Source organism: Parafrankia sp. BMG5.11, assembly GCF_004337455.1.
This window is the reverse complement of sequence record NZ_SJXI01000168.1, coordinates 1-13,365: the sequence shown is the minus strand read 5'-3', so window position 1 is coordinate 13,365 and position 13,365 is coordinate 1. Positions and strand designations below refer to the sequence as shown.

Genomic DNA, 13,365 nt, shown 5'->3' with positions numbered 1-13,365 from the left:
GACTTAAGCTTCACGGCATTGCCTCCGGAGAGGGCGTCTGCATCACCTGCCACTCGTCGGTATACGACGGGTACGAGCGGTGCCTGCCGTGTAACCGGGCACGCCAGAAACTCGGTGCCCTGGTCTTCGACGCGACGGCGTTCGTTTCCTTGGCGCCCTCGGGTCAGCAGCTCGCGAGAGAACTGCTCACCTACAAGAAGGAAGAGATCCCGGAGCGGTACCGGCACCCGCGGATGGCTGGTCTGGCCGCGGTCCTGTGGCGGTGGCTTTCCGTGCACGAGGCCCATGTGGCGCAGGGGGCGGGAACACCGGGATTCTCGATGGTCACGTCGGTTCCCAGTACGAGGGGCCGGCCGGGAGAGCATCCGCTGAAACGTCTGGTCAGTGGAATTGTCGCAGGAACCGGTGACCGGTACGTCGACCTGCTGGAAACCCATGGCGGTGACCGCGGCCGGGAGGTGGCGACCGATCGGTTCACCGTCGTCAGACCGGTCACCGCCGCCTCGGTGCTGGTGATCGACGACACGTGGACCAGCGGCGCGCGAGCCCAGTCCGCCGCCGCAGCCCTCAAACTGGCCGGAGCATCCAAAGTCGGATTCGTCGGGGTCGGCCGATGGTTCAACGCGGATTTCGCCGACAACGCGAAATGGCTGATCCGGCGACGTAGAACCAGGTGGAACTGGGACCGTTGCTGCCTGGAGTAGAGGTCACGATCCAGCTACTACGATTCCCTGCCGCACCCTGGGTGTTTCCGCGACCGAGGTAGAGCGGGCGCAGATGCGCGTTGCTGGATATTTTTTCGACTACCCGGCACACTCCTTGGGAAGATCCCGACCCGGATAGGCCGGCAGCCCGGCACTGGGCGGGCACGCCGGATCTTTCCGGAGGCCTGGCGGGCCCTGATCATTTTTCGCTCGGCAGCGACATGATTCAGCCCCCCCGTTACCTTGCTCGCAGGCCCGAAACGGGCTGTTCAGGCCACCGTCTCCGGCATGACTGATCGCCCCTGTCGCCCATGACCTGGGGGGTGTTGTCACCGGAGACGGCGGACGGACGTGACCGCTGATAGAGACCTGGCATGGGTGATGCCTGCTCGTAACGTGGCTGCCGGCGCGCTGTCCATGGTCGGCCTGGACCCCGCCACAGAAGGTGATCCACTTGGAGGAGACCGACAACCCCACCACCGAGCCCTACACCGTGTTCTGCGGGCTCGACGTCGGCAAGGAAACCCACCACGCAACCGCATTGACCCCGGCCGGTAAGAAGCTGCACGACCGGCCGTTACCCAACGACGAACCCGCCCTGCGGGCCGTGTTCACCACCCTCGCGGCCCACGGCCGGGTACTGGTGATCGTGGACCAGCCCGCAAGCATCGGCGCCCTGTCGATCGCGGTCGCCCGCCAGATGGGCCTGGACGTCGCCTACCTGCCAGGGCTGGCGATGCGCCGCCTCGCCGACCTGCACCCGGGCGAGTCCAAGACCGACGCCCGCGACGCCTACGTGATCGCCGACGCCGCACGGACCCTGCCCCACACCCGCCGCGCCCCCCTCTTCGCCGAACACACCGACACCCTCCTCCACGAACTCGGCCACACCGACGACACCATCATCAAACTCAAAATCGACGGCGCCATCACCTGACAGACCCTCGCGACAGATCCCTTGGAAAAGGATCCCCCGGGAACCGGAACACATCCGGCTCCTCTCCGAGGCGCGACCACCAGAGGAGCGCACCCCCGTGAGCTTCACGATCGATCTCAGCGGAAAGACGGCCGTCGTCACCGGCGGCGGGCAGGGCGTGGGGCGGGCGATCTGTCTTTCGTTGGCCGCCGCCGGTGCCCGGGTGCTGGTCAACGACTACGTGTCCGACCGGGCCGAGGCGGTCGCCAAGGAGATCACCCAGAGCGACGGCAACGCGGCGGCCAGTCCCTTTGACGTCTCCGACTACGCGGCCGCGACCAAGGCGATCACCGCCGAGCCGGTCGACATCCTGGTCAACAACGCGGGGAACGCGGGGCCCGCGGTGCAGGACGCGAAGGCGCCTGCCGCGCCGGGCGCGCCCGGCGCGGGTGCGCGCGGTCCCTCGGTCAGCCTCGGCGAGTTCGCGAACACCGAGCCGGCCGACTGGGACCGTTATTTCGCGGTGAACCTGTTCGGGGTGATGAACTGCATCCGCGCGGCGCTCCCCCACATGATCGCATCCAGTCACGGGCGGATCATCACGATCGTCTCGGACGCGGGACGGGTCGGCGAGCCGCACATGGCCCCCTACGCCGCCGCCAAGGCCGGCGCGGCAGGCCTGACCCGGGCGGTCGCCCGCGAGGTCGGCCGCGACGGGATCACCGTCAACAACGTCGCGCTCGGGACCGTCGACACCATCGGCCTGGAGGCCATGGCCCGCGAGTCGGACGAGGTGGCGGACCGTGTGCGACGCCAGCTGAAGCGCTACATCATCCCCCGGCTCGGGCAGCCCGACGATGTCGCCGGCCTCATCACCTTCCTGGCCGGGCCCGCCGCTTCGTGGATCACCGGCCAGACCTACCCCGTCAACGGCGGCTACTCGGTCACCATGTGACACCGCACCGAAGGGAACAGCGTGGACCCCGATCTCAGCCCCGACCAGCGCCTTCTGAAGGAAACCACCGAGCGCTTCATCGACTCGACGTTATCGCTGGACCGGGTGCGCGCACTGATCGACTCGGGCGGCGAGGTCGACCCCTCCTACCGGGAGAACGCCGCCGAGCTGGGCTGGTTCGCCTTCCTGGCCCCCGAGTCCCTCGGTGGCGGGAGCGTGTCCGGTGACGGTGTCCTCGACGCCACCCTGCTCGCCGAGCTGCGCGGGCGGGTTCCTCCAGCCGGGCACCTTCATCGACACCAACGTGGCCGTGGCGGCCCTCAGCGCCCACGGCTCGGAGGAGCAGCAGGCCAAGATCCTGCCCGCCCTCATCGCGGGGGAGGCCGCGGCGGCGTGGGCCGTCGCCGACCCGGCCGGGGACTGGTCCGGGGCCCGGGGCGTCACCTGCGAGGCGGCGCCGGGCGGCGGATACCGCCTGGCGGGCCGCAAGGGACTGGTCCTGGAGGCCCAGTCGGCGCAGTGGCTGCTGCTGACCGCCGCCGGCCCCGAAGGGCTCGCCCAGTTCCTCCTGCCGACGGGCACCCCGGGCCTCACCGTCGAGGTGCTCTCCGGCCTCGACCTGAGCCGCCGGCTGTGCGAGGTCCGCCTCGACGACGTCCTGCTGGACGAGTCCGCGCTGCTCGGCCCGCCCGGCGCGGCCGCGGACGCGGTCGGGACGCAGCTCCAGCTCGCCGGCGTGCTCAGCGCCGCGGAGACCGCCGGTGCCATGCAGTACCTGTTCGACCTGACCGTGCAGTACTGCAAGGACCGCATCGCCTTCGGCCGCCCGATCGGCTCCTTCCAGGCGATCAAGCACCAGCTCGCCGACAGCAGCCTCGCGCTGGAGATGAGCCACGCCGTCGTCAGCGCGGCGGCCCGGGCCGTCCAGGAGAACAGTGCCGGGGCGGCGCACGCGGCGAGCATGACCAAGGCCTTCGTCTCGGACGCCGCGGTCGAGCTGGCGCACAACTGCTGGCAGCACTTCGGCGGCATCGCCTACACGTGGGAGCACGACTTCCACTTCTATCTGCGTCGCCTCACCGCCGACGCGTCGTTGTACGGCTCGCCCACCTGGCACCGGGAGCGGGTCTGTCAGTTGGCCGGCCTGTAGAGAACGACGGAGGACAGAAGGCGCCATGGTTGACCAGCCCGATCTCGAGGACTACCGCCACCAGGCCCGGACATGGCTCGCCGCGAACCTCGAACCCCGCGACGCGAGCCAGTCCGGCCTCGGCCGCGGCGACGGCTCCGGCTCACACACCGCCGAGGACTACCTGCCGGAGCGGGCACTTCAGAAGAAGCTCCACGAGGCCGGCTACGCCGGGATCAACTGGCCCAGGGAGTACGGCGGCCAGGGGCTGAGCGACGAGCACGCGCGGGCCTTCGCCGAGGAGGCCGCGGGCTACCGCACGCCGGAGCTGGGCCACGCCGGCGGCACGACCTACGGCCCGGTCAGCAAGACCCTGATCCGGCACGGCTCACCGGAGTTCCTGGCCCGTCACCTGCCCCGGATCCTCTCCGGAGACGAACTGTTCGTGCAGCTGTTCTCCGAGCCGAACGCGGGCTCGGACATGGCCGGCATCACGACGAGAGCGGTCCGTGACGGCGACGAGTGGCTGATCACCGGATCGAAGATCTGGACCAGCGGCGCCTCCTACGCCGACTACGGGATGTGTCTGGCCCGGACGAACTGGGACGCGCCCAAGCACCGCGGCCTCACCTGGTTCGCGGTCCCCCTGCGGGCCGAGGGCGTCACCATCCAGCCCATCCGGGAGATCACCGGGGACGCCGAGTTCTGCCAGGAGTTCCTCGACGAGGTCCGGGTGAGCGCCGACGAGGTGATCGGCGATGTGGACCAGGGCTGGACCGTCGCCCAGACCATGCGGCGCGGGCCGCGACGACCCGCTCAACATGCCGCCCGCGCAGGCCGCGGAGATCGACCCGTTCCTGCTGGAGCTGGCCCAGGCGGCCGGCCGGGCCGGTGATCCGGTCGCCCGTCAGGCGATCGCCCGGATCCACACCGCGGACTGGGCCCGGGGAGAGCTGGGCCGGCGCATCACCGGGCTCCTGCGCTCCAGCGACAAGCCCGCGGCCGGCATCGCCTCCTACTGGAAGCTCGCGGCGGGCGTGCACGACCCGCTGCGTGCCCGCCTCGTCATGGAAATCGGGCAGGGGATGCCTCTTGTCTGGCGCGGGGACGACGGGCGCCGCGCCGCGCTGGATTATCTGAACAGCCGGGTCTGGTCGATCGCCGGCGGTTCCAACGAGATGCAGCGCAACGCGATCAGCGAGCGCGTTCTCGGCCTGCCACGGGAGCCGAGCTTCGACCGCGGCAAGCCGTTCAGTGAGGTTCTTCATAACGCACGGCGGTGGCTTGAAAACACGTGATGTGACCCGTCGCACGGACCGGCCCGCCCGTGCGACGGGTCGGCCCCGGGCGAGCGGGGGGAACCACCGGGCCTGATGGTACCGGTATACTCCGCACGGTGAGCACTTCGAATGAGCCGCGCCGGCGAGCGGGCCTTCTACAGGAGCGATCCCGGGAGACCCGGCATCGCCTGGTGCGCGCCGCGCTGCATTTGTGGACCGAGCGCGGATTCGAGACCGGTATCGAGGACACGCGGGTCGAGGAGATCTGCCAGGCGGCCGGGGTCACAAAGGGAACCTTCTACTTCCACTTTGCGCACAAAGAAGACATTCTACTCGAGATGGGCGCCGAGACAGCCACCGTCCTCAACGAGTCGGCGAACCGCTGCGTCCGTTCCGACCGCAGTCTCGACGACTCGCTGCGCACTGTGCTGAACGCCGTCGCGCGCAACATCAAGGGCACTCCCCCGGCGGCCGTCAGCCGCGCGCTTGCCGAGTTCCGGAGACCGCACCGGATCCACGCCTCGTACAGCGGCCCGGCCTTCTCGGAAGCCTTCGAGAAGCTGTTCGCCAAAGCCCAGGAGAAAGGCGAGGTGACCCAGCGGGTCGACCCGTCCGAGATGGCGCAGATTCTCGAGGCGCTGGTCGTGGACTGCATCATGGAGTGGTCTCACGGACGGCTGCCGAAGCTGAATCAGGCGCTGCACCTCCGGGCGGCGATCGTGACGGCCGGGCTGCACCCCGACGTCAACCTTCCGGACTGATCCGGGGCCTTCCGGTGCACGGCCGGGCCGAGATGGTCCGGTCCTCCTGGCCTCGACCAGGGCCCGGGTCCGATCCTGCCCGACTCCGGCCGACCGAGATGGTCGGCGACCTTGAACGTCGCCTGGACCTCTCGATCTCGCATACCTGGACGTAGACGTGCGCGCGCCCGGTCGCGATCATGTCCGTCCGGCGGTCGGCGATGTAGCGGTAGCCCACCGGTAGAGCTCACCCACCCGCGGAACATGCGCCGCGCGGTCGGGAGATTCACACATACGACATCACCCGGACGGCCGCCGGGACCGTCGAGTCCCACAGCGACGAGATGGCCGCGTTCCGCCAGGCTCGGCCACGAGAGGCGCCCACCGCCGCGGATAACGCCACCGCATCCGGATGAATCGCGGCGAGTTCGCCTGCCCACCGCGGCCGCACTGCGGCTGCCAACGGGTCGGAAAACGCCGCCACCAGACCTTACCCGATGAACCGCCAGGCCCGCTCCCGGTGCCATCGATAACGGGATGCCGGCGTGTACGGCGGCGTTCCTGACCGGCGCTCGGATGGCGCCGGGCAGTCCCGCGTACGGGCGGAGTCTACGCGTTGGACCTGCCGGCGGGTAGCAAGTGGGCGCGATGGACAGGGTAGCGTGCCGACATCTCCAGGAGTTAGACTGAGTTTAAATATTCCGATCATGACGAACTCGTGGAGGGCCCGTTGACTGAGACCCCTCAGCTCGGATCGCGCGGTATCTACGTCGCGGATCTTGAGCAGAGCCTCTCCTATGACATATTCGACGCCGATCACCATCTGTACGCTCCGTCCGACGCCACGTCGCGATACCTCTCCGCTGAGATGATCGAGCGCGCCTGGCTGCCCGGCGAGACCCGGATGCTCACCGAGGAAGAGCACGAGGAAGACGAGGAACTCGACCACGAGAGCCGCACCCTCGGCGTCCACTCGCAGCCCGAGGGTGGCCACGGCGGCGTCGACATCAATGAGCTTCCTGCCATGGAGGGAAGCATTCCCATCCCTGGCGCGATGCTGAACAAGCTGAACCCGATGAAGGATCTCGACCAGCTCAGCCGGGCGCAGCTCGTCGAACGGTACAACGCGATGCGGCCGGCCTTCGAGAAGAAGGACCCGCGGCTGACCCTGATGGACATGCAGAACGTCGAGGTCGCCGTTCTCCACGCGGTCGGGACCGGGTGGGAGAGCGCCTTCCGCCGCGGCGACGTCGAGGCCGGCTACGCGGTGAACCGGGCGTTCAACGACTGGCTGTGGGAGGACTGGGGCTACACCCACGAGAACCGGATCCTGGTCCCGGTGCCCATCCAGCTGTTCGAGATCGACCACGCGGTCGCCGAGCTTGAGCGGACCCTCGACCGCGGCGCCCAGCTGGTCGACCTGCAGCCCGGCCCGGCCTGGGGCCGCTCCCCGTTCGACCCGTACTTCGACCCTGTGGGGCTCCAGAATCCCGATTCGGCCTGTGAGCCGGCCTCCTGCGGATGATGCGATCTTCCGCAGGAGGTGTCAGGCGTCGTTGCGATATTCGCTGATCAGCCCGCCGAGGATGCGTGTGCGACGGACGGTGGACTCCGAGGTCGGGGCGACCACGAGTGGCGACCGGACCTCTGGACGCCGCGAACGAACGTGAGGGTCAGCGCCGGCGGAGCGCGGGCTGGGCCAGGGACGGCGGGACATAACCGGCGTCCTCCGGGTTGACGTTGACGCCAGGCGGGACGATCTCGTCGATCCGGTCCAGCGTCGCCTCGTCCAGGGTGACGGCGCCGCCGGTGAGCTGGCTTTCCAGGTGCTCCATCGTGCGCGGGCCGATGATCGCCGACGTCACCGCCGGGTGGCTCAGCACGAACGCCAGCGCCAGCTCGATCAGCGTGACACCCACCTCGGCGGCGAGGTCGGCGAACGCGATCGCAGCCTCGACCTTGCGCTGGTTCGCGGGCACGGACAGATCGAACCGGTTCGGCACCCGGGACATCCGGGTGCTCGTGACCTCGCCGCCGTCGCGGGTGTGGCGCCCGGACAGGAAGCCGCCGGCCAGCGGGCTCCACGGCAGCACCCCGAGTCCGTACTTCTGTGCCACGGGCAGCAGATCGGCCTCGATCCCACGGACGAGCAGCGAGTACGGCGGCTGCTCGGTGACGAACCGCTCGCGGTTGCGGCGCTCGGCCACCCACTGTGCCTCGACCACCTCGTGCGCCGGGAACGTCGAGCTGCCGAAGTAGCGGATCTTGCCGGCCCGGACGAGGTCGGTGAGCGCGCCGAGCGTCTCGTCGATGTCGGTCGACGGGTCGGGACGATGCACCTGATAGAGGTCGATCCAGTCGGTGCCGAGCCGCCGCAGGCTGTTCTCCACCTCGGTGACGATCCAGCGCCGTGACAGGCCGCGCCGGTTGGGCCCCGGTCCCATCGGCATGTACAGCTTGGTCGCGAGCACGACGTCGTCGCGGCGGCCGGCCAGCGCCTTACCGACGATCTCCTCGGACTCGCCGGCGGAGTAGGCGTCCGCGGTGTCGACGAAGTTGACGCCGGCGTCCAACGCCCTGTGAATGATCTTTATTGAGTCGTCGTGGTCCTGGTTGCCCCAGGTCCCGAACATCATCGCACCCAGGCAGAGCGGGGAGACCCGCACGCCGGTGCGGCCGAGTACGCGGTAGTCCATGTTCGGTAAGCATGTGCGGGGTGAGTAACCTGGCGCAATCCCTACATCAGGCTGTTGCGTACTGGAGAGGGCGCGTGGGCAGATAGCGATGTTCGGCCGGAAGCGCGCCAGCGCGCGTAGAGGCGCGAAGCGGGAAAAGCGGCCCCGTACCTGCATCTGGGGCGCCGACGACGAGGTAGTCGTCCTTGGCCGGCTCCCTGTCCCGGCCGGTTGTGTGGCGGCCGGGTGGCTACTGGTTGGTCAACTTGTCGGCGATCTGGTCGATGAGGCCCTGTTCGATGATCGGCGGCGGGACGTCCTGGATGTTGGTGACGTCGAGCTCGACGGCCACCTGGCCGACGTAGAAATAGATCGTGTCGAAGACGTAACCGTAGGTGCCGTATTCGTCCGTGATGCCCATCGAGATGCGGACCAGCGCGGTGGCCCCCCGCGGCGGGGACGGTGTCTCGACCGCGACGATCTCGTAGGTGAAGCCGTTCTCGTCCTCGCCCGCCAGCTGGTCCTCCAACGCCGTGCGGTAGCAGTCACCAAAACCAGGGCTGGTCACGATCTGGGCGTTCCGGCGGATCTGGCTCTCAGAGAGGACCTTCGCCCGGCTGATTGCCTGGAAATCAGATTCCTCGATGTTGGTGAAAGTGTCGCCCGTCGTCTCGTCCGATGGCGGCGACGGATTGTAGTCGGGGACTCCGACGCATGCGGCGACCTGGGCGCGAATCGCGCTGCTGTCGCTGTTCTCGTCGCCAGCGCCGCCCGAGCTCTCGAAGCCCGCGGTCTCCTCGCCCGCCGTGAGCACATAGTCCCCCGCGCGCAGGATCCTCGCCGGCGCGACGGTGGCCTGCGTGGGCGGGGCCGCCGGCCCGGTCGTCCCCGGCCCGGTCGCCCCCGACCCTGCCGCCGCGGGCGGCGGCGCTGCGGGGTCGACCGGGATGACGCCCTCCTGACATCCCGCGACCACGACCGCCAACGCCGATGCGACAATCCCACCACACACCGACCGGCGTACGTTCCAGCCCCTCCGCATGCCGCCCATTACCTACCTCCGCAAGGTTCACCCAAGCCGTTACACGAACGGTACTATCCGCCGCTATCAACAGGTAACACGATGCCGGAGGAATACAGCCGAGCACCAATGCTGAAGATGTCATTCGTGAGACAGATGATCGGTCCGGGATATTATCCGGCAGGAATTGACCGGGTGGCTCCCGGCGGGTGTTCGTGATGCCGCCCTTGACGGCGGGACATCAGCGCCTCAGGTCTGTTGCACAGCTGCGGCAGGGCCCGGCGCCCGGGCGGAGCCAGGTCGTCCAGCCGCTCGCCGAAGGCCTGACCAACCACCAGATCGCGGCGAGGCTCGTGTCTGGGCGGCGCTCAGCATCCGGCTACCGATGTACCGCGTCGAGGACGGGTCCGGGCCCCGCGTGCCTGGGCCGTGGGCCGAGGCACGCGGCCCGCGGCCCGCGGAGCCGGGATGATCCGGGTGGGCCTGATGTCCGAGGGGGGACCGGACCCGTACGCCTATCCCCCACAGACCGACGAGCTGGCCGTCTGAATGGCGAGCTCGAGCCCGCCGTCAGGAGCCACCTGACCGGCCAGCACCACCAACGCCACCCAGACCACCAGCATCAGCGGTAGGACGAGGCGGTAAGCCGCCGCGCGGGCTCTGGCGAGTTGATGTGCGACAAGGGCGTCAAGGTCCGCCGGGTTCGTCACCGCCAGATCCTCCGCCACCACCACCCATACCCGACCCGGCGGCATGAGAAGAACACCTACACCGCGCACCCGGCCCCGCCGGCTCCCCAGCGTCCGCACACAGACACCGTCACACCCAGCCGCACGCCCGCTGCAACGACACGGTCGCGCACCTGCTCGCCGCACGGCTTTGATCTCTTCCAAAGCAGGGCCGGAACAACGACAAACCCCTGGAGAAGCTGGTGGACCACGAACCCCACCACCGCCCCGGCCTCCGCCGGGAGAGCCAGCGCCCCGGCAAGGAACCAGCCCACCACGGCCGCAGGCAGCGGCGCGAACTGGATTAGAAACCCGGCCAGCTGGGCCGAGACCGGCGGACCAGGAGGCACCCGCGGCTGCTCCCACGGGCGGACAGGCCGTGACCGCGCTGCCCGCGGTACGGGTACGGGCAGGTCAAGCTCGCCATCGGGTACGGCCATTCAGAAGTCTCCTCTCCACAGCCCGTATGGACGCCGGGGCCATCAGATCAGACACCTCATCGACGACATCAACCAGCCCCCCGCAAGATCACCCCCCGCCGGTCGGGTGGAAGGGGGATCACGGTCTCGCCACCAGCCAGATCCAGCTCTCGATATCCCACGCCGATTCATAGTGTTGTCTAGTCGTTGCTGTCGGTCCCGGCATGGTGCAATCAGGCTGTGCGCTGTTCGCCGGCCGGGGCGACGTGCACGCCGGTCCACCGCTCGTCGGTACGCCAGGAACGCGGCTCGCGATTCGGCACTGTTGCCGCCTCGCCCACGAGCAGACCGAGCTCGCCGGGCACACGTTCAGCGCGGGCGACGGCGTCGCTCTGCTCTTCGGCTCGGCCAACCGGGACCCGGAGGCGTTCCCCGACGCCGAGCGGTTCGATATCACCCGGTACGTGGGCCAGCAACCCGCGAAGCGTCATCTCACCTTCAGTCTGGGAATCCACTACTGCCTCGGCGCGCCGCTTGCCCGCCTGGAGATGGAGGCCGTGCTGCAGGAACTCATCCGGAGGGAAACAACGATGACGCTGCTCACGGACGACCTCGCCTACCGCAAGAACCTCGTCCTGCGTGGCATCGAACGCTTTCCGGTCCGGTTCCAGTAAATCCCTGGCTGTGGGCGTGACGGAATTCCAACGACCGGTCCGCTCGGTCGTGCTCGCCGCGTTGAGCGCGGACAGCGTGCCGGACGTGCCGGACGTGCCGGTGGCGCCGGTCGGGACCGGTGGCTGCCGTCACGGTCAGCGCGACGAGGCCTACCAGCCCCGCGCTCCCGTGGCAGGCCCGCCGGCCGCGCCGTCACCGATCTGAGATCGGCCTCACCCCGTGGGCTCCGGTCGCTGTCCGCGCATAAAAGAAGTGCGGCGGAGTACGACGGCGGCCTGGTACGGAGCCTGTTCGACGAGAACCGATTGAATGATTGAAAGTTGTCGCCCCAAGAGGCGGCGGCTGACTTTTTGCGTGCGCACACGTGTCGGACACGATTTCGTATGTCGTGCTGTGAGAACGTCCGGTCGCCGCGGGGTGCGCCGGCGCCTGCGGCGACGTCGCGCGGGGAGGAGACGGTCAGTGACTACGGTGGACGGCATCGACACATCCGAGGGAGGCACCGCTGCGATCATCGCCGCGGTGACGGCGACGCGGCTTGCGGACCCCTACCTTCGGTATCGGGAGATCCGTGAAGTCGGCGCCTTCATCCCCGGTGAGATCGCCGACCGCACGGTCACTCTGGTGACCCGCCTCGCCGAGGCCTCCGCCGTACTCACGCATCCCGCGGTTGGGCACGGGTACACCGACGGCATCAACTATCGCACGGGAATGGACGACGGCCTCGGTTCACTGCTACGGGCGGACCCGCCCGATCACACCCGGCTGCGGCGCCTTGTGGGTAAGGCGTTCACCCCGGCGGTCATCGAGGCCCTGGCTCCGCAGGTGACATCCCTCGCGAACGTGCTGCTCGACGAGGCGATCGAGCGGGGCGAGATCGATGCGGTCGCGGCGTTCGCGCGTCCGCTGCCGTTGCGGTTGATAAGCCGGCTGCTGGGCGTGCCGGCCGCGGACGAGGAGGAGTTCGGGGGGTGGGCGGACGCGCTGACCCTCGGACTGGACCCTTACTATCTGCTGACCGATGAGAAGAAGGCGGCCTGTAACCGGGCGGCCGTGGAATTCGACGCCTACTTTCTCGACCTGATCGCCCGTCGCCGCGAGGAACCGCGCGATGACCTTCTCAGCCGGCTCGTCGCCATCCATGACCGCGGTGACGTACTCGCCGAACGGGAACTGCTCGAACTGTGCACCCTGTTGCTGGTGGCCGGCTACGAGACGACAGCGAATCTCATCAGCGGCGGGATTCTCGCGCTCACGCGGAACCCCGGGCAGCTCGCGGCGCTGCGTACGGATCCAGCCCTCGTCGGACCCGCGGTCGAGGAGATGCTTCGGTTCGACCCGCCGGTGCAGTTCATCGCCCGCACCGTCCTCGCGGACGCCGAGATCGGCGGACGTCCGTTCACGCGCGGTGACGGTGCGATCATGATGATCGGGGCTGCCAACCGGGATCCGGAGGCGTTCGACGAGCCCGACCGGTTCCTCGTGGCTCGCTACACCAGGTCCGACCGGACGCGGCGCCATCTCGGGCTCGGTGTCGGAATCCACTACTGTCTCGGCGCGCCCCTCGCCCGCCTCGAAGCGGAGATCGCCTTTCGGGCGCTGATCAGCCGCACCAGCTCGTTCGCGCTGGCCGAGGACACTGTCGCCTACCGGGAGCAGGTCGTCGTCCGTGGTCTGAAGAGGCTCCCGTTGCACCTCTCGGCCTGAGCCGCCGACGTGATCGGGGGCGTGGCCCGGCTAGTCGCTGGTTGGTCAGGTTAGGGAAGGCGGACGTACGGTTGGTGGTGTCTGGCTGGGGCTGTTCCGGTGGGAGGTGCCCGATGGCTACTCCTCGCAAGCCGACCGCGCCGACGGCGGAGGCGATCGACCGGTTCTGCGGCGACTTCGATGACCTGTTCTGTCGTGTGGCCGAGCGCACCGCGCTGCGGCAGTATCTGATCGGCCTGCTGCTGCCCCGGGAACGGAACAAGACGCTGACGGAGCTTGCCGCCCTGGTCCCCGGCGCGGACCGGCAGCGGTTGCACCACTTCCTGCACGACGCGCCCTGGGATCCCGACGCCCTGGGCGCGCGGCGGGTGGACCTGTGGCGTCGGCACCCGGAGTTGGGGCCGCATGGCAACGGG

13 protein-coding genes and 2 pseudogenes are annotated in these 13,365 nt (G+C 69.0%); 11 read left to right on the top strand and 4 right to left on the bottom strand.

Annotation, left to right across the window (positions count from 1 at the left end):
- The 7 genes and pseudogenes from E0504_RS51780 to E0504_RS48795 form a co-directional block, all read left to right on the top strand.
- A partial coding sequence (locus E0504_RS51780) for a hypothetical protein (protein WP_207974734.1) occupies positions 1–704 on the top strand: 704 nt, incomplete at its 5' end.
- A 454-nt stretch (positions 705–1,158) separates the two neighbouring features.
- Positions 1,159–1,587 (top strand): annotated as a pseudogene (locus E0504_RS48820) (IS110 family transposase); the annotation flags it as partial.
- Positions 1,588–1,738: 151 nt separating this feature from the next.
- The gene (locus tag E0504_RS48815; protein WP_112104917.1) at positions 1,739–2,575 is read left to right on the top strand and encodes an SDR family NAD(P)-dependent oxidoreductase; all 837 of its coding nucleotides are present in this window, start codon (positions 1,739–1,741) and stop codon (positions 2,573–2,575) included.
- A 223-nt stretch (positions 2,576–2,798) separates the two neighbouring features.
- Positions 2,799–3,725 carry an acyl-CoA dehydrogenase family protein gene (locus E0504_RS48810; RefSeq protein ID WP_306769439.1) on the top strand — a complete coding sequence of 309 codons (927 nt, stop codon included), beginning with the start codon at positions 2,799–2,801 and terminating at the stop codon, positions 3,723–3,725.
- A 25-nt stretch (positions 3,726–3,750) separates the two neighbouring features.
- A pseudogene (locus E0504_RS48805) lies at positions 3,751–5,002 on the top strand (acyl-CoA dehydrogenase family protein).
- A gap of 173 nt (positions 5,003–5,175) precedes the next feature.
- A complete protein-coding gene (locus E0504_RS48800; protein ID WP_235013641.1) occupies positions 5,176–5,745 on the top strand; it encodes a TetR/AcrR family transcriptional regulator in 570 nt (189 codons plus the stop codon).
- Between the two features lie 709 nt (positions 5,746–6,454).
- The gene (locus E0504_RS48795; RefSeq protein ID WP_235013642.1) at positions 6,455–7,249 is read left to right on the top strand and encodes a hypothetical protein; all 795 of its coding nucleotides are present in this window, start codon (positions 6,455–6,457) and stop codon (positions 7,247–7,249) included.
- A gap of 148 nt (positions 7,250–7,397) precedes the next feature.
- Here E0504_RS48795 and E0504_RS48785 read toward each other — a convergent pair whose 3' ends face one another.
- From E0504_RS48785 to E0504_RS48770, 4 genes are all read right to left on the bottom strand, one after another.
- Positions 7,398–8,420 carry an aldo/keto reductase gene (locus E0504_RS48785; RefSeq protein WP_071066431.1) on the bottom strand — a complete coding sequence of 341 codons (1,023 nt, stop codon included), beginning with the start codon at positions 8,418–8,420 and terminating at the stop codon, positions 7,398–7,400.
- Positions 8,421–8,649: 229 nt separating this feature from the next.
- Complete coding sequence (locus E0504_RS48780) at positions 8,650–9,450, bottom strand: hypothetical protein (protein ID WP_112104920.1); 801 nt, start codon at positions 9,448–9,450, stop codon at positions 8,650–8,652.
- A gap of 485 nt (positions 9,451–9,935) precedes the next feature.
- Entirely contained in the window at positions 9,936–10,175 is a 240-nt protein-coding gene (locus tag E0504_RS48775) for a hypothetical protein (protein WP_112106294.1), read from the bottom strand.
- Between the two features lie 11 nt (positions 10,176–10,186).
- Positions 10,187–10,588, bottom strand: a complete 402-nt coding sequence (locus E0504_RS48770; RefSeq protein ID WP_131627980.1) for a hypothetical protein — start codon at positions 10,586–10,588, stop codon at positions 10,187–10,189.
- A gap of 203 nt (positions 10,589–10,791) precedes the next feature.
- Between E0504_RS48770 and E0504_RS48765 the strand changes: the two genes are divergently transcribed.
- The 4 genes from E0504_RS48765 to E0504_RS48750 form a co-directional block, all read left to right on the top strand.
- The gene (locus tag E0504_RS48765) at positions 10,792–11,241 is read left to right on the top strand and encodes a cytochrome P450 (protein ID WP_235013966.1); all 450 of its coding nucleotides are present in this window, start codon (positions 10,792–10,794) and stop codon (positions 11,239–11,241) included.
- Between the two features lie 16 nt (positions 11,242–11,257).
- Entirely contained in the window at positions 11,258–11,446 is a 189-nt protein-coding gene (locus E0504_RS48760; protein ID WP_131627978.1) for a hypothetical protein, read from the top strand.
- A gap of 258 nt (positions 11,447–11,704) precedes the next feature.
- Positions 11,705–12,949 carry a cytochrome P450 gene (locus E0504_RS48755; RefSeq protein ID WP_112106291.1) on the top strand — a complete coding sequence of 415 codons (1,245 nt, stop codon included), beginning with the start codon at positions 11,705–11,707 and terminating at the stop codon, positions 12,947–12,949.
- 113 nt (positions 12,950–13,062) lie between these two features.
- On the top strand, positions 13,063–13,365 hold a 303-nt coding region (locus E0504_RS48750), incomplete at its 3' end, for a transposase (protein WP_165938879.1).